This is a genomic window from Rhodococcus sp. KRD162 (genome assembly GCF_017168335.1).
Classification (GTDB): Bacteria; Actinomycetota; Actinomycetes; order Mycobacteriales; family Mycobacteriaceae; genus Rhodococcoides.
In genome coordinates this window covers 161,943-178,182 of the sequence record NZ_JABFAU010000013.1, presented here as the reverse complement: position 1 = coordinate 178,182, position 16,240 = coordinate 161,943, and the positions used below count along the sequence as shown (strand labels likewise).

Annotated in this window: 15 protein-coding genes; 10 read left to right on the top strand and 5 right to left on the bottom strand. The window is 65.5% G+C overall.

The window, feature by feature from the left end; translation table 11 throughout:
• Both J1M87_RS17930 and J1M87_RS17925 read left to right on the top strand, forming a co-directional pair.
• A complete protein-coding gene (locus J1M87_RS17930) occupies positions 1-1,674 on the top strand; it encodes an ABC transporter ATP-binding protein (RefSeq protein ID WP_241257121.1) in 1,674 nt (557 codons plus the stop codon).
• A gap of 40 nt (positions 1,675-1,714) precedes the next feature.
• Complete coding sequence (locus J1M87_RS17925) at positions 1,715-2,464, top strand: oxidoreductase (protein WP_206490868.1); 750 nt, start codon at positions 1,715-1,717, stop codon at positions 2,462-2,464.
• Between the two features lie 356 nt (positions 2,465-2,820).
• Here the strand turns inward: J1M87_RS17925 and J1M87_RS17920 are convergent, their stop codons facing one another.
• On the bottom strand, positions 2,821-3,666 hold the full coding sequence (locus J1M87_RS17920; RefSeq protein ID WP_241257120.1) for an HAD-IB family hydrolase: 846 nt from the start codon (positions 3,664-3,666) through the stop codon (positions 2,821-2,823).
• A 334-nt stretch (positions 3,667-4,000) separates the two neighbouring features.
• Between J1M87_RS17920 and ssd the strand changes: the two genes are divergently transcribed.
• From ssd to J1M87_RS17890, 6 genes are all read left to right on the top strand, one after another.
• Positions 4,001-5,116, top strand: coding sequence for a septum site-determining protein Ssd (ssd, locus tag J1M87_RS17915; RefSeq protein ID WP_206490864.1), 1,116 nt, complete (start codon positions 4,001-4,003; stop codon positions 5,114-5,116).
• Positions 5,113-6,297, top strand: a complete 1,185-nt coding sequence (locus tag J1M87_RS17910) for a TadA family conjugal transfer-associated ATPase (RefSeq protein ID WP_206490862.1) — start codon at positions 5,113-5,115, stop codon at positions 6,295-6,297. The genes ssd and J1M87_RS17910 overlap by 4 nt, the downstream gene beginning before the upstream one ends.
• Positions 6,294-7,073 (top strand): type II secretion system F family protein, encoded by a 780-nt coding sequence (locus tag J1M87_RS17905; RefSeq protein ID WP_206490860.1) that lies wholly within the window; start codon positions 6,294-6,296, stop codon positions 7,071-7,073. Before J1M87_RS17910 ends, J1M87_RS17905 begins: the two co-directional genes overlap by 4 nt.
• Positions 7,070-7,642: a type II secretion system F family protein gene (locus J1M87_RS17900; RefSeq protein ID WP_206490859.1), complete on the top strand. Its 573-nt coding sequence runs from the start codon at positions 7,070-7,072 to the stop codon at positions 7,640-7,642. The genes J1M87_RS17905 and J1M87_RS17900 overlap by 4 nt, the downstream gene beginning before the upstream one ends.
• Before the next feature lie 63 nt (positions 7,643-7,705).
• Entirely contained in the window at positions 7,706-7,909 is a 204-nt protein-coding gene (locus J1M87_RS17895) for a DUF4244 domain-containing protein (RefSeq protein WP_032380048.1), read from the top strand.
• A gap of 23 nt (positions 7,910-7,932) precedes the next feature.
• Positions 7,933-8,244, top strand: coding sequence for a TadE family type IV pilus minor pilin (locus J1M87_RS17890; RefSeq protein ID WP_206490857.1), 312 nt, complete (start codon positions 7,933-7,935; stop codon positions 8,242-8,244).
• 242 nt (positions 8,245-8,486) lie between these two features.
• On the opposite strand, the gene J1M87_RS17885 is transcribed toward J1M87_RS17890, so the two are convergent.
• Positions 8,487-9,749 (bottom strand): alpha-hydroxy acid oxidase, encoded by a 1,263-nt coding sequence (locus J1M87_RS17885; RefSeq protein ID WP_206490856.1) that lies wholly within the window; start codon positions 9,747-9,749, stop codon positions 8,487-8,489.
• Positions 9,750-9,797: 48 nt separating this feature from the next.
• Positions 9,798-11,483, bottom strand: a complete 1,686-nt coding sequence (locus tag J1M87_RS17880; protein WP_206490854.1) for an L-lactate permease — start codon at positions 11,481-11,483, stop codon at positions 9,798-9,800.
• A 122-nt stretch (positions 11,484-11,605) separates the two neighbouring features.
• Between J1M87_RS17880 and J1M87_RS17875 the strand changes: the two genes are divergently transcribed.
• Complete coding sequence (locus J1M87_RS17875; RefSeq protein ID WP_206490852.1) at positions 11,606-12,373, top strand: FadR/GntR family transcriptional regulator; 768 nt, start codon at positions 11,606-11,608, stop codon at positions 12,371-12,373.
• A gap of 23 nt (positions 12,374-12,396) precedes the next feature.
• On the opposite strand, the gene J1M87_RS17870 is transcribed toward J1M87_RS17875, so the two are convergent.
• Positions 12,397-12,921, bottom strand: a complete 525-nt coding sequence (locus J1M87_RS17870) for a MaoC family dehydratase N-terminal domain-containing protein (RefSeq protein WP_206490850.1) — start codon at positions 12,919-12,921, stop codon at positions 12,397-12,399.
• A 292-nt stretch (positions 12,922-13,213) separates the two neighbouring features.
• Positions 13,214-15,583, bottom strand: a complete 2,370-nt coding sequence (locus J1M87_RS17865) for a DEAD/DEAH box helicase (RefSeq protein ID WP_206490849.1) — start codon at positions 15,581-15,583, stop codon at positions 13,214-13,216.
• A 401-nt stretch (positions 15,584-15,984) separates the two neighbouring features.
• Here J1M87_RS17865 and J1M87_RS17860 point away from each other — a divergent pair, with 401 nt between their 5' ends.
• Complete coding sequence (locus J1M87_RS17860; protein ID WP_005248460.1) at positions 15,985-16,188, top strand: cold-shock protein; 204 nt, start codon at positions 15,985-15,987, stop codon at positions 16,186-16,188.
• The last annotated feature ends 52 nt before the right edge of the window (positions 16,189-16,240 follow it).

Here is a 16,240-nt window from a genome sequence, read left to right as displayed (position 1 = left end):
ATGGCTATTGAGAAGGACGCCATCCTGCGCGTCACGGACCTGACGGTCGAGTTCGAGGTCGAGAAAGTATGGCGCAAGGCCGTCGACACCGTCTCGTTCACGGTCGGCTCCGGCGAGGTGCTGGCGGTCGTCGGTGAGTCCGGATCGGGCAAGTCGACGACGGCCATGGCCATCCCGGGCCTGCTCGCCGATAATTCGCGAGTGTCGGGCAGCATCATGCTCGGGGAGAAAGAACTGGTCGGGTTGCCCGAGAAGCAGCTCGCACCCATCCGCGGCAAGAACGTCGCGGTGATCTTCCAGGAGCCCATGACGGCGCTCAACCCGGTGTACTCGATCGGATGGCAGATCACCGAGGCCATCCGGGCGCACACCTCGCTGTCGAAGAAGGAAGCAAAAGCCCGAGCGGTCGAGCTTCTCAAGCTCGTCGAGATGCCGGATCCGCAGACTCGGGTGAACTTCTACCCTCACCAGCTCTCCGGTGGTCAGCGTCAGCGCGCCATGATCGCGCAGGCACTGTCCTCGGATCCGGCGCTGCTCATCGCGGACGAGCCGACCACAGCGTTGGACGTCACGGTGCAGGCCGAGATTCTCGACCTGATGCGTGACCTGCGCAACCGGGCCGACGCCTCGATCGTGCTGATCACCCACGACATGGGTGTGGTGGCCGACATGGCCGATCGCATCGCGGTGATGAAGGACGGCGTCATAGTCGAAACCGACGCCGCACCCACCATCTTCAAGAACGCGTCGCATCCGTACACGCAGCAGTTGCTCTCGTCGGTTCCGCACCTGGGCAGCAGCATCGAGGCCGTGGCCGCCGGAGAGATCGCCGAGCCGAGTGCCGTCGAGGAAACTCGCGCACTGAGCATCGTCGACGGTGTCATCGAGTACCCGGGTCGCACCGTGTTCCGGGCCGTCGACGGGGTCAGCCTCGATATCGAGATGGGTGAGGTGGTCGGGCTCGTCGGTGAGTCCGGCTCGGGTAAGTCCACGATCGGCAAGGCGGTGGTGGGGCTGAACAAGCTCACCGGCGGATCGTTGTCGATCGCAGGCGTCGACATCACGAACATGTCCAATCGCGAACTGCGTTCGGTGCGAAGCAAGGTCGGCATCGTGTTCCAGGATCCGGGCTCGTCGCTGAATCCGCGTTGGCCGATCGGACAGTCGATTGCCGAGCCGATGCTGCTGCACACCGAGCACAATGCTGCCGAACGGAATCGAAAGGTCGAGGAACTGCTCGACCGCGTTCACCTGTCGCGGACCATGCGTAATCGTTATCCCCATCAGCTCTCCGGTGGACAGCGTCAGCGCGTCGGTATCGCCCGGGCTCTGGCTCTGGAGCCGACGCTGCTGGTGGCCGACGAGCCGACGTCCGCGCTGGATGTGTCGGTGCAGGCGAAGGTGCTCGACCTGTTCAAGGAACTCCAGCACGAGTACGGGTTCGCATGCCTGTTCATCAGTCACGACCTCGCGGTGGTGGAAGTACTGGCCAAGCGCATCGCGGTGCTGAACAAGGGCAAGTTGGCGGAGTTCGGTACGACGGATCAGATTCTCCGTCGTCCTACCAACGAGTACACCAAGCGGTTGCTCGCGGCTGTCCCGGTGCCCGATCCCGCCGAACAGGCCAAGCGTCGTCAGGCGCGCGCCGAGCTGTTGGCGGCCGGATCGAAGTAGGCGGGAACGCCGAGTAGGGGAGGGGGTACCGTCGTCTGTCGTGACGGACCCCCTCGCCCCGCTGCTGGACCTGCCTGGAGTTCTCGATGCCGCCGAACGGGCGCGTGACGCTCTGGGCGCGGTACACCGACACAAGGCCAATCGGCGTGGTTGGCCGGCCACTGCTGCCGAGGCCGCGGTCCGCGCCGCTCGATCGTCCTCTGCGCTCGAAGGCGGTTCGATGGATTTTCCGCGCGAGGACGAGGACGGTGATCCCGTTCTCGCCGGCGCGCTCCGGGTCGCGGCCGCGTTGGACGGTGACGCTCTGCAGAACACCATCTCCACGTGGAAGCGGGCACCGCTGCAAACCCTCGCGCGGCTTCATCTGTTGGCCGCGGCCGATCTCGTCGACGAAAATGCCGCCGCGCTCGGCCGTCCCCGCGCCGATGCCGGTGTGAGCGAGCGACTGGACCTGCTCGCTCAACTGGTGACGGGCGGGACCTCAGCGCCTGCCCCGGTGCTTGCGGCCGTGGTGCACGGCGAACTGCTGACGCTCCGTGCTTTCGGATCGGCCGATGGCGTCGTGGCGCGGGCCGCGTCGAGGTTGGTTGCAGCATCCTCGGGATTCGATCCGCACAACCTCGGGGTACCGGAGGTGAGCTGGATGCGCCGGGCGAATGCGTACCGCGATGGTGCGGCGGGATTCGCCGAGGGCACTGCGACGGGCGTCGGGAGTTGGGTGATCCTGTGCTGCGGGGCGTTCGAAGCGGGTGCGGCAGAAGCACATTCGATTGCCGAAGCAGCGCAATAGCACGTAAAAAGGGCGGCGATACCGACGTGTGTCGGCTTCGCCGCCCTCGAGCACGGAGCGCCTGGTTACCAAGCGTGCATAAGTGGGCTGTGATGGCGTACCACGTGGCCTCGGCGAGAATGCGGCAGTGATGAGGTCATCCCTGCAACCGGTGCAGGGTTCTTGCTGATCGCTGGCGAATTCCGCAGGCCCACAGCGCTTCTGCCATTGGGTGGCAAGCTCCGCGTGGGTACCGGTGTCCGTGCTGGGAATCCGGGTCGGGAGAGCGAATCTTCTCTTCCGATTCGTTCTTGGCCTTCCGTTCTTCCGTACGTCATTTCTACCCCGCGGCGCGCCTTACTTCAAGAGGTACGGGCTCATCTCTTTCTGCGAAGTAGTCCGTAGGTGATCACGCCTGCAGCAAGCGCACTGAAACTTGCTGCGGCACTGACCGCTACGGTCTTGCCGGATGGTGCCTGAATTCGAGAGCGCAGTGACACCGGGTTGGAGAAGGTCAGGATCGGCCAGCCGTTGGCTGCGGCTTCCTTGCGGAGCGCGCGATCGGGGTTGACGGCCGTAGGGTGCCCGACGGCGCGCAGCATCGGCACGTCGGTGATCGAATCCGAGTAGGCGTAGCTCGAGGCCAGGTCGTAATCATGTTGTGCGGCCAGGGAGTTCATGGCGTCGACCTTGCCTTCGCCGTAGCAGTAGAACTCGACCTCGCCGATGTACTTGCCGTCCACGGTCACCATCGTGGTGGCCATGCTGTGATCGGCTCCCAGTAACTCCGCGATGGGGTGCACGATCTCGTCGCCGGACGCCGAGACGATCACGACGTCGTGCCCTCGGAGCTTGTGATCGGCAATGAGATCGGCGGCCTCGGCGAACACGAGGGGGTCCACGATGTCGTGCAGAGTTTCGGCAACGACTGCTCGAACCTGCTCGACGTCCCAGCCCGCGGTCATGCTCGCGATGTGCGCCCGCATCCGCTCCATCTGGTCGTGGTCGGCACCGGAGAGCAGAAACAGGAACTGCGCGTAGCTGCTCTTGAGCACCGCGCGTCGATTGATGAGACCTTGGTCGAAGAACGGCTTGCTGAAGGCCAGCGTGCTGGACTTGGCGATGATCGTTTTGTCGAGGTCGAAGAATGCCGCGACGCGCGTTGCGCGTCGGCCGGCCGGGGCATCGTCATTGCTCGCGCTCTGGGTCACGTTTGTCACCATAGTGGCCGGTGGTGACTGGTGGATGTCCTGTGGCGGCACTGCCGGACTCGGCCGAACTCGGCCGAGAAACTCGGACGGTTGAACTTGCAAACAAGGACGTCCACGGGTGTAGTATTTTCCATGAGCCCGGTTCATCCCGGGCGGTGTTCAGCCCGACCCCCCGGGGCTGAACCAGACGACCCTCGCCTCCTCCCCCCCTGGCGAGGGTCGTCCTCATTTCTGGGGTCGGTCGAAAAATGGTACTTCGGTACCGTTATTCATCCACAGGCCCGAATCTATCCACATTTCCCCAAGTCGCGCGTTTCTCGAGCAGATTCTCACGCAGGCTTGGCGCATGGAAACGGACTCGCGAGAGAGAAGCGCTCGGCCCGCGGTGACGATGTCGATCGACCTTCGCGGCCTCCGCGACGAGGTCTACCGAATCGCTGCGGCCGCGGATTGTGTTGTGGAGGAGCAGAACTTACTGGTCGGTATCGGCTCGAAGCGTTCGATCTGGGACCGAAACGGAAATATTCTCCTCGATTTCGCTGCCGCCGAGACGGCTCTTTCCGCCGGATTTCCGCGACGCGAAGGTGTCGTTCTGGTCACGGCCGAGCCGCCGACGCTCGAGGATTGGCGAACCGCAACGGCCCTCGGGGCCGAGCACGTGATCTCCCTACCCTCGGACGAGGACACACTCGTGCGGATACTCGGCGCGCCTGCCGCGTCTGTCACCGGCGACGGCGGCATCGTGGCCGTCGTGGGTGCCCGCGGTGGTGCGGGAGCGTCCACGCTCGCCGCCGCACTCGGACTGAGTGCCAGTGGCACGGGCGGGCGCGTCATCCTCGTGGAGGGCGACCGGTACGGCAGCGGGCTCGATCTGTTGCTCGGCTGGGAGAACGTTCCCGGTCTGCGGTGGTCCGGATTGGTTGTCGAAGGTGGCCGAGTATCCGGCGACGCTCTGCACGGTGCGCTGCCCTCCCGGGGCGGTCTGTCGGTGTTGGCGCTGGGCAGATCTGCTGACCGGGGTGCCGGGCTCACTGCCCCCGCAGTGGCGGCTGTGCTCGACGCAGGGCGTGCGGCAGGAGATCTGGTGGTATGCGACGCACCGCGTCACCCCGACGAGATCTCCGATGCCCTGTACGCCGCAGCGGATCTCGTCGTGCTGATGCTGCCGGCAGAGTTACGCTCGGTCACCTCCGCGGAGGCGGTGGCGGCGCACGTGGCTGACCGAAACGCCAATGTAGGACTGGTGGTTCGTGGGCCCGCACCGGGTGGTCTAAGGGCGGAGGACATCGCTGTCGCGCTCGAGCTGCCCCTGCTGGCGTCGATGCGTGCCGAACCAGGATTGGCCGAACGTCTCGAACGCGGTGGACTCGTTCTCGGCCGTCGTTCACCGTTGCGCGCCGCGGCGAACGACGTGCTCGAGACGTTCTCGCAGAAACCGCGGCACGGAGGGTTGGCAGCATGAGCGCAGTCGTCACTGCAGAATTACTCGACCGCGTCCGCGATCGCCTGGCGTCGGCTGCCGACACTCCGGTTCCTGCGACCGTGGCTGCCGCCATCCGGGCCGAGGCGGGAGGGGTGATCGGCGACACCGATATGCTTGCGGCACTGCGTGTTCTGCAGACCGAACTCACCGGAGCCGGACCGCTCGAGTCGCTGCTGTCCGAGCCCGGAGTGACCGATGTTCTGGTCACCGCGCCGGACCAGGTGTGGATCGATCGCGGCCGCGGACTCGAACGCACCGGAATTCGATTCGAGGACGAGGCCGCCGTGCGGAGGCTGGCGCAACGGCTCGCGTTGTCGGCCGGTCGCCGACTGGACGATGCGCAACCCTGGGTCGACGGTCGACTACCCGGCGTCGGACAGGGCGCATTCGGAGTCCGCCTGCATGCGGTGCTGGCACCGGTGGCGAGCGGCGGAACGTGCGTGTCTCTTCGCGTGCTGCGACCGGCAACTCAAGGACTTTCGGCCCTGCGTGCATCAGGAGCGGTCACTGATGGCGGTTACGAACTGTTGCGCCGAATCATGCTCGGGCGCTTGGCTTTCCTGGTGGTCGGCGGTACCGGTGCCGGTAAGACCACACTCCTTGCCGCGCTCTTGGGCGAGGTGGATCCGACCGAGCGGATCGTGTGCGTCGAGGACGCTGCCGAGTTGGCACCGGCTCATCCGCATGTGGTGCGGTTGGTGGCCCGGGCGCCGAATGTCGAAGGGGTCGGCGAGGTATCGGTACGCCAACTGGTGCGTCAGGCACTGCGGATGCGACCCGACCGTCTCGTGGTCGGCGAGGTACGAGGGGCCGAGGTGATCGACCTGATGACAGCACTCAACACCGGTCACGACGGGGGAGCAGGCACGGTCCACGCGAACTCGCCGGCCGAGGTGCCAGCCCGGCTGGAGGCTCTGGCAGCGTTGGGCGGGATGGGCCGAGACGCCCTGCACAGTCAGCTCGCGGCGGCGGTGCAGGTGGTGCTGCACGTTCACCGCAGCTCCGACGGTACGCGTCGGCTGCGCGAGATCGGAGTGGTCGACGTCGATCCGGGCGGGCGAGTGCATATCGCGGCGGCCTGGTCCGTCGATGCCCAGGCCACGCAGGGTGCTCATCGGTTGCGCGAGCTGTTGAACCGCCGCTGCGGTGACAACCGATGACCGCAGCGCTGGTCGTTCTGGCTGCAGCAACAGTGTTGTGGCCCAGTGTTTCACGTGTCTTTCCCGCCCCTGTACGCAGAGTCCGGACCTGGCCGGCATGGGTTATCCCGGCCGGTGCGGCGTCGGTTGCCGCAGTGACGGTCTTGTGGTTCGGCGGCTTGTGGGCCGTCGGGGCCGCAGCGGTGGCGGGCGGCACCGGATGGCACCGGTACAAGCGGCGACTCGAACGCGACCGACATGTCGCCGAATCGAACTGGCTGGCAACCGGAGTCGAGGTGGTCATCGGTGAGCTGCGCGTCGGAGCGCATCCCGCGACGGCCAGTGCGGTGGCAGCGGACGAGTGCGGCGGAATCGCGTCGGTGGCATTGCGCGGCGCAGCCTCGCGCTCGCGGCTCGGCGGTAGCCCCGCCGACGGGATTGTCGCAGCCGATCCGCTACTGAACGCGGAGCTGCACCGGTTGGCCGCCGCATGGCGGGTTGCCGACGAACACGGCCTGGCGCTTGCCGAGCTGCTCGATGCCGTACGTGCGGACATGCTGGGACGCAGACGGTTTCGAGAGCGAACAGAGGCATCGCTGGCGGGGGCCCGCGCTACCGCCCTGGTGCTGGCGGGTTTGCCGATCCTGGGAGTTGCGCTCGGACAGTTGATGGGGGCCGAACCGCTGGGGATTCTGCTCGGCGGCGGAATGGGCGGGATTCTGCTGTGTATCGGAACCACACTCGGCTGCGCCGGATTGCTGTGGACCGACGCGATCACCGGCAAGGTGACGACGTGACGTGGGTGACCGTGCTGTGTCTGGCCACGGCCCTGATCGCTGCGCCGACGGTCGGTAACGGGCTGCGTCGGCCCGCGAACGCCGGCGGGGCCGAGACCGACGCCGTCGAGGACGCCCCTCCGGATCCACTGGCGGTGGCCACGACCTTCGATCTACTCGCAGCATGCCTACGATCAGGGCTGCCGATCGCGACCGCCGCCGCAGCAGCAGCTCGATCCGCTCCTGCTTCCTTCGGCATCGCGCTGCGCAAGGCAGCCGATCTGCTCGAACTCGGGGCCGATGCCGAGACCGCATGGGAGTCCGTCGCGGACGATCCGGAAACCGAAGCGCTGGCGCGAATGGCACGCCGATCTGCACGGGCGGGCTCGTCGATGGCGTCGGCGATGACGGAACTTGCTGCGACACAACGAACCCGCGCCGAGGATGCCTCGGCGGCTGCTGCCGAGCGTGCCGGTGTGCTGATCAGTGGTCCGTTGGGACTGTGCTTTCTGCCTGCCTTCATCTGTCTCGGCATCATCCCCGTGGTGATCGGACTGGCGGGCAACGTACTGGGCGGCGGTCTGCTGTGACCGACGCGCACTCGAGTGTCCGGTGCGGAGATGCCGCGTCGGAGAACAAGGAGGGGAATCGAGATGATCGAGAACGCACTGCAGGAGTTGAAGACTCGAATCGTGCTGTTCGGCGTGGAGGACGATGGCATGTCCACCGCGGAGTATGCGATCGGCACCATCGCGGCTGCCGCGTTCGGGGCCGTGCTGTACACGGTGGTGACCGGCGACAGCATCGTGTCGGCGTTGACGGGAATCATCGATCGAGCGCTGAACACCGCCGTCTGATCTTGGGTGATGAGGACGGGGCCGTGACGGTGGAGGCGGCGTTCGCGATCGCGTCCATCGTCGCGGTGATCGTGGTGTGTATCGGGGCGATCGTGTCGGTGACGATGCACATCGGGTGTGTCGATGCGGCCAGGGAGGCTGCTCGGTTGGCGGCGAGAGGGGATGTGGCCCGGGCTGTGTCGGTGGGGGAGAGGGTTGCTCCGGACGGTGCGCGGGTCACTGTCACCGAGGATGGAGAGTTCTTTGTCGCGCGGGTGGAGGTGGACAGTCCGCTGCCGGGGTTGAGATTGTCGGCGGAGGCGGTTGCTGCTGCGGAACCGGTTGCAGTGGAATGAAATCAGGCATGGGTGATGACGAGGGCGGGGCGACGGTGTTGGCGGCGCTTGCGATGTCGGCGTTGATTGCGGTCGTCGTGATGGTGATGCACGTCGGGTCGGCGGTGGGTGCTCGTCTCCGTCAGGTGCGCGTGGAATTGCTCCGTTCTGCTGGCGAATCCGCGCGCGTTCAGCGAACGCGCGCGCGTTTGCGCCGAAACCGGCCCCGAAACCGGCCCCGAAACCCGGCCCGTCGGGAACGGTCAGCGTGGCGTGAAGGTGCGGGCCCCGGACTGCAGAGGGGCGAATCGAGTGAGTTGGGTGACGTGCTCCGGGGTGAGCTCCGAGAGTGAATTGACCTGCAGCAGTTGCATGGTGCGGACGATTTCCTCGCGCAGGATGTCGATCATGCGGTCGACGCCGGCGCGGCCCCCGGCCATCAGGCCGTACAGGTACGCCCGGCCGACGAGCGTGAACGATGCACCCATTGCGATGGAGGCGACGATATCGGCACCGTGCATGATGCCGGTGTCGACGGCTACCTCGAACTCGGAGCCGACTTCGCGGACGACCTGAGGCAGCAGATGAAAAGGAATGGGTGCCCGATCGAGTTGTCGGCCCCCGTGGTTCGACAGAATGATGCCGTCGACTCCCAGTTCGGCGAGACGGGCCGAATCGGCCACCGACTGAACACCTTTGACGACCAGCTTGCCGGGCCAGATTTCGCGGATGACGTCGAGATCCTCGAACGAGATGGACGGATCCATCGCTGAATTGAGCAGCTCTCCGACGGTGCCGCCGGTGGAGGAGAGCGATGCGAACTCGAGCTTCGCGGTGGTGAGGAAATCCCACCACCACCACGGACGCGGAATGGCGTTGGCGATCGTCGACGCGGTCAACTGCGGCGGGATGGAGAATCCGTTGCGCTTGTCGCGCAGGCGTGCCCCGGCTACCGGCGTGTCGACGGTGAACAGGAGGGTGTCGAAGCCTGCCTTGGCAGCGCGTTCGACCAGCCCGAACGAGATGTCGCGGTCTCGCATGACGTAGAGCTGGAACCAGTTTCGTCCGGTCGGATTGGTGGCCTTGACGTCCTCGATCGACGTGGTGCCCAGAGTCGAGAGGCAGAACGGGATACCGGCAGCTCCGGCCGAGGCGGAACCGGCGTACTCACCTTCGGTCTGCATCAGACGAGTGAAGCCCGTCGGTGCGATGCCGAACGGGAGCGCCGACGGCCCGCCGAACACCGTCGTCGACGTGTCGACGTGGGAGACGTCCCGCAGGATCGAGGGGTGGAACTCGACGTCACGGAAGGCCTGGCGAGCTCTCGACAGTGAGATCTCGGCGTCGGCGGCGCCGTCGGTGTAGTCGAATGCCGCGCGCGGGGTACGACGACGGGCGATGGTGCGGAGATCGTCGATGGTGAGTGCGGCGTCGAGGCGTCGGCGACGCAGGTTCAGATCTGGTTTCTTGAACGAGAGGACCTCGCGCAGGTCGGTAGCTTTGGGCATCTGCCGGGTGATGGGCATGTGATGGTCTCGATTCTGTGCAGTGTTGCGGTCGGTGGCGACGACGGGTCAGGGGAGCATCCAAGCCAGTACCGAACTCTGGAGCCCGACCAGGAGGCAGATGGCAAGCAGTAGGCCGAGGCTCCACCAGATGACTTTTCGGAATATCTCGGACTCCCGCCCGACCAACCCCACCGCGGTCGCGGCAATGGCGAGATTCTGTGGGCTGATCATCTTTCCCACCACACCACCCGAGGTGTTTGCGGCGACCAGCAGGGTGGGGTCGATACCGGCGTTGATCGCCGCAGTTTGCTGCAGCGTTGCGAACAGGGCGTTCGCGCTGGTATCCGAACCGGTGACCGCGGTTCCCAGCCACCCGAGAATCGGGGAGAGGTAGGCGAAGAATGCGCCGGTGCCGGCAATCCAGGTCCCGATGGTGATGGTCTGCCCCGACTGGTTCATCACGTAGGCGAGCGCCAGCACCGCGCCGACCGTGAGTGCGGAGAATCGGAGTTTGATCAGGGTGCTTGCGAACAGCCGGGCGGCGTCGGGAGCGCTGACGCGGTAGACGGCGGCCACGATGACCCCGCAGATCAGGAGCAGTGTTCCCGGCGTCGAGAGCCAGGTGAACTTGTAGATGGTGGTGGTGGCGGGGGAGCCGGCGGCGGTGAGGATGTTGCCGTCGAGACCGGGCCACGGTACGGCGATGTCGGTCGAGGCGAGGAATCCGGTGACCGGTGCCCACAGCTTGGCCACGGAGAACACCGCGATGACGAGCAGGTAGGGAAACAGTGCAAGCAGTACCCGTTGCGTCGTCAGGGGCGCGGCCTCGGCGGTGCGGGTGGAGACCGGTGCAGGGGTGATCGGGGCAGTGCCGGAGTTTCCGGAATCGACGTCGGCATCTCGGGCGAGGAGGATGCGTTCGCGGGCCGCATCGGATCCGGTCGGCTTGCAGAACCGTAGAACGACGACGGCTGTGGCGATGCCCGCCAGCGAGGCGATGATGTCTGTCAGCTCGACCGAGATCCAGGTTGCGCTGACCCATTGCGCGACGGCGAAGACGACGCCGACGGCCAGGGCAACCGGCCACGTCTGGGCGACGCCGCGTCGACCATCGGTCAAGAACACGATGAACAGTGGCACGAACAGCGCGATGAACGGGGTCTGGTGGCCCACGTACGCGCCGATCTCGTGGTAGTCGATGCCCGTCAGGTTCCCGGCGGTGAGGATCGGAATTCCGATGGCACCGAACGCAACCGGCGCGGTGTTGGCGAGCAGGACGACGACGGCTGCGCGCATCGGAGCGAAACCGATCGCCAGGAGCATGACACCGGTGATGGCGACGGGAGCCCCGAATCCGGCGAGCGCTTCGAGTAGCCCGCCGAAGCCGAACGCGATGATGACGGCCTGGATGCGCGGATCGTCGGAGATGGAATCGATGATGCGGCGAAGGTCGTCGAATCGTCCGCTCGTCACCGTCAACTCGTACAACCAGATGGCACAGATCACGATCCACACGATCGGGAACAACCCGAAGGCGAAGCCTTGGGTGACCGAGAGCCCGGCCAGGGTCATCGGCATGTCGTACGCCAGAACTGCCACCGCCAGCGCGACGACGAGCCCGGCCAGACCGGCGAAGTGCGCTTTCCATCTGAGCAGGCCCAGCGTGACGAAGACCGTCAACAGTGGCAGGCACGCCACCGCCGCGGACAATCCGATGCTGCCCGCGAGCGGTTCGAGATCGGGTGTGAACACAGCTACTCCATTCCAAGACCTTTAGAGTTTGTGAGGTCTGACCACACACAGGATGTTATGGGTCACACTCGATGGGGTCAAGAGGCTGAAGTCACAGACCGACGTCTGGTTGGATGGTCGATATGGCTGACGACGCTGGACGGGTGCAGAACGAACCGCTTTCGTGGAAGCCGGTCCGACGCGCTCGCGCGCACGAGCTGGTCATCGACGCCATCGAGGAGCGCATCATGGCCGGTGATCTCCGCGTCGGGGATCCGCTGCCGCCCGAGCGGGAGTTCGCAGCTCAGCTCGATGTCAGCCGGGCAGGCGTCCGGGAAGCGGTACGCGTGCTCGAGAGCAGCGGAATTCTCAGGTCGTCACCGGGTTCGGGTCCGGGAGCGGGCACCTTCGTTGCGGCTCTGCCGCGCCCCGCGCTCACCCGTCTGCTTCGACTGCACGTGGCGCTGGCCAACTTTCGGATCGACGACTTGGTCAGCACGCGAGTGGCGCTCGAGCGGGCCAGCGTTCACCTCGCCGCGATTGCCCCCGATCAGGACAAGCTTGCCCAGGCCAGAGATGCCGTCGAGATCATGGAAGCGCAGGGTGTCACCCGCGAGGTCTTCAACGACGCCGACACGAACTTTCACATCGCCCTGGCCGAGGCCTCGGGCAACGACTTCGTTGCCTCGCTCACCGCCGCGATCCGCGAATCGATGCGTGCGCCCATCCTCGCCGCGCTGTTGGAGATCGAGGATTGGGAATCGTTGGCCGAGACCTTGAAAGCCGAACATCGGCAGATTCTGGCCGCCGTCGAAGCAGGCGATGCCGATCTCGCAATGACGTCGGCCGAAGAACACATCCGGTCGTCCGCTGCGGCCCTGTCCATTCAGGACCGGACGGAACCGTCCTGACGCACGGGCTGTGAAAATCGGCCCTAGCTGCGCATCAGATTGTGCAGCGCGGCTGCTATCGCGGGTTCGGTGTGTCCACCCGTCCGGGCAACGAAGGTCGTTCTGGTGATGATGACGTCGATGCCCGCCGGGTCGGTGACGGTATTGCTGGTGACCATCACATCGGTCCCCGACGATCGGCGAAACGATTCGAGACACAGATCGGAGCTGAGTCGGTCGCCGACCTGCAACGGTCGTCTGAGCAGGATCTGCTGGTCGGTGTGCAGCACGTCGCTCACGGCGTACCCGATCAGAAGATGCTCGAACAATTCCGGCAACAGACGAGTGCCGATGACGCTGACGAATGTCACCGGAGCGATCAACGTGTCGTAGCCGAGCTCGGCCGCCGCGGCCTCGAAGCGATGAGCGGGGTGCTCGTCGTGAACCGATCGAGCGAACTCGCGAATCTGTTCGCGACCGATCTCGTATTCCTGCGGCGGGAAATAATGGCACCCCACCTTTTCCGCGATCGCCGGAGTCAGCTCCGCTGCCTGATCGATCACGGTCATGGTGGACCTCCGCCCGTTCCGAGGTGTTGTCGAGTCCTCACGATTGGACCAGCGTCAGAACTGATGAGCCGTCAGAACAGCACCCGTTTTGGAGGAGTCATAGTCGAGTGGGCCCGTGGCTGGAGATTGGCCAGGACCCTCGTATTCATCGGTGGGTTCACCGATGGCAGATGCGCGCGCGTTTGTCAGGTGCGCGCGGATTCTTTCCGAAACCGGAGCGAGTTCGCGCGCGTTCGGCGAATGCGCGCGCGTTTGCGGCGACGGACCGAAACCGCAATACCCGAACCTCGGCTCAGTGCTCGCGGGTAATGGCCCCCAATACCGCGGTCAACACTCGAACGGCACCGTCTTTGTCCAGTGGATCGTTACCGTTGCCGCATTTCGGCGATTGCACGCAGGACGGGCATCCGGTCTGGCATTCGCAGGAAACGATGGCGTCTTTGGTGGCCGCGAGCCAGTCGGCGATGGCCACGTGACCGCGGTCGGCGAATCCTGCTCCGCCGTCGTAGCCGTCGTAGACGAAGACCGTCGGAAGCCCGGTATCGGGATGCAGAGCCGTGGACACTCCGCCGATGTCCCAGCGGTCGCACGTCGCCACCAGTGGCAGCAATCCGATCGCAGCGTGCTCGGCGGCGTGCAGCGATCCGGGGAACTGTTCGTACGGAACACCGCTGTGCTCCAACAACTCCGGGGTGATGGTGTACATGACGGCCCGGGTGTCGAGGGTCTGTGCGGGCATGTCCAGCTCGATGGAATCGAGGACCTCGCCGGAGAGGAGGCGTCGCAGATATCCCACTACCTGATGGGTGACGTCGACCTGCACCAGCGCGACGCGTACCTCGCCGTAGTCGATGGATTCGTGCACTGCGGTGATCGAGATGTCGGTGATCTCGCGTGCCGAGGTGTTCCACTCGGGCTGCTCGGCGTGCACCAGTGCGAGCCCGGATTCGAGATCGAGCTCGTCGACGACGAACGACTCGCCTTGGTGTATGTGGACGGCACCGGGGTGGGCGGTGGCGGGAGCTCGGCCGCCGTCGACGGTGCCGAGCATCCGGCCGGATTCGCCGTCGACGATGGCCACCTGCTCCCCGGTGCCGCCGCGAATGTTCACCGCACCGTGCGGCGAGAGCTGCTGGCCCTCGGGGGTGATGAACCATCCGTGCGGACGCTTGCGCACGTAGCCCTTCAGTTCGAGCTCTTCGAGTACCGATTCTGCGTTCAGTTCCTCGGCCTCGGTGAGGGTGATCGGCAGTTCGAGTGCGGCGCAGAGCAACTGCGGAGCGAGGATGTAGGGGTTGGTGGGATCGGTGACGGTCGCCTCGACGGGTTTGTCCAACAGCGCCGCCGGGTGGTGCACCAGATACGTGTCGAGGGGATCGTCGCGCGCCACCAGTACCAGCAGCGAGCCCTCCCCGCGACGCCCGGCCCGGCCGCCCTGCTGCCAGAACGAGGCGACGGTGCCGGGAAAGCCTGCGACGATCACCGCGTCCAAACCGGCGATGTCCACACCCAACTCGAGTGCGTTGGTGGTGGCGACCCCGAGCAGGGTGCCGTCGGACAGATCGGATTCGAGCTTGCGCCGATCCTCGGCCAAATATCCTGCGCGATAGGCGGCGACGCGTCGCACCAACTGCGGATCGACGTCGGCGAGAATTCGCTGAGCTCCGAGCGCGGTGACCTCGGCTCCGCGTCTGGATCGTACGAACGCCAGGGTTCGGGCTCCTTCGATCAACAGGTCTGCCATGATGCGCGAGGCCTCGGCACCGGCGGACTTGCGCACCGGGGCACCGTTTTCGCCGGTGATCTCCTTCAGCAACGGAGGTTCCCACAGTGCGACGGTGCGGGCTCCGTGGGGAGAGCCGTCCTCGGTGACCTCCTCGCACGGTGCGCCGATGAGCCGACTTGCCGCCCGGCCCGGCTCCGAGGTGGTGGCACTGGCGAGAACGAAGACCGGAGACGCGCCGTAGCGGGCGCAGAGGCGTCGCAGCCTGCGCAGTACCAGGGCGACGTTGGAGCCGAAAACGCCGCGATAGTAATGACATTCGTCGACCACGACGTAGCGAAGGTTGCGAAGGAATCGGGACCATCGCTCGTGTGAGCCGAGGATGCCGAGATGCAGCATGTCGGGGTTGGTGAAGATCCATCGCGCATTGGCGCGGGCCCACTGGCGAGTCTCGATGGGCGTGTCACCGTCGTACGCGCTGGGGAACACGTCGGCCAGTTCGTCGGACAGCTCGCGTAACTCGTCGGTGATCGAGATGGTCGTGCGCAGTTGATCGGCACCGAGGGCCTTGGTGGGAGCCAGATACAGTGCTGTGGCACGGGCGTCGGCAGACAACCTCGTCAGGATGGGAAGTTGGTAGGCCAGCGATTTTCCCGACGCGGTGCTCGTCGAGAGCACCACGTGAGCGCCTTCGGCGGCGAGTGTCGCAGCCCGGGCCTGATGCGTCCAGGGCCGGCGGATTCCGCGAGAGCTGATCACCTGCACCACTTCCGGGCCGACCCACGACGGCCAGGATGTGAGCTGTGCGGCGCGCGCGGGCAACTCGGCGACGTGGGTCAGAGGGCTCTCGTCCGCGGGTGAGCCCGCCAACACTCGATTGAGCAAGTGCTGCCCGTAGCTCGCGAGGTCCGCACGGTCGTGCGGATGCGTCTCGCTCACTGCAGGTCTCCATACATTCGTTCGATCTACAATCCTCCGACGGAATGATCGCGACCTGGGATCCTCATGTTATCGCGAGCGCTTCCGGGCTCCTTCGCGCCCTGGTGAGGGCGGTAATTCGCGTGTTCGGGCCTGTGCGTTCCCACAAGGTGGACGATTTGTTCGAAAAGGGTCGACTTTCGACTGTTGCGAACGCGGAGATCATGGTTCACTTGACGCGGTCGCAGCTTCTGTGTTCGTTCTACGCTTCGCAGGATCTTATGTTGCGGGCGCGGTACTGGAAGAGCTCGTCCATCAGGGGGAATCCTGAGGGGGATTCGTACAAGTGCAGCGGTCGGAACCGGCCCGATGGATCGAAAGTGCGCTCCATCGAATCCGGTGTTAGAAAGAGAAGGAAAAGCATGGCACAGGGAACTGTGAAGTGGTTCAACGCCGAAAAGGGCTTTGGATTCATCGCACCAGAAGACGGCTCCGCTGACGTTTTCGTTCACTACTCCGAGATCCAGGGCAGCGGATTCCGCACCCTCGAGGAGAATCAGCGCGTGGAGTTCGAGGTCGGCCAGGGCACCAAGGGCCCCCAGGCAACGGGCGTTCGCGCAGTCTGATCCTCGTCTCATTCGAGTCGAGAAACGTCATCCCCCTTCACCGATCGTCCCG